Source organism: Fructilactobacillus sp. X3R5C2, from assembly GCF_059901175.1.
In genome coordinates, this window is record NZ_JBWXVC010000043.1 from 1 (window position 1) to 252 (window position 252).

Consider the following 252-nt stretch of genomic DNA (forward strand, 5'->3'; position numbering starts at 1 on the left):
TCCTTCCACCGGTCGGTTCTGAGGTCAAGCTCAAAATCCTCGGCGAGGAAAAGCCGATTATTGAAGTATCGGCAGAGGTTATCCGCGTCGAACGTGATCCGAGCAAGCCGCTTGCCGCACTGTCAATACTCCAGAATCTTAAAAAATGGAAGACAACGGCAATGGAAGCCGCGCAGGCATGGGTCACGCGGCACTGGCAATTGAACTACGAAGAGGAATGGGTTAACTAAACCGTTATTATCTGTCGTAGCC

The 252-nt window shown here is 51.2% G+C and carries 1 protein-coding gene; it reads left to right on the forward strand.

All coding sequences use genetic code 11. The features are described from left to right. Window positions 1-230: hypothetical protein (locus AC6UD4_RS07365; RefSeq protein ID WP_500709659.1), on the forward strand; the 230-nt coding region annotated here is incomplete at its 5' end. Between the last annotated feature and the right edge of the window lie 22 nt (window positions 231-252).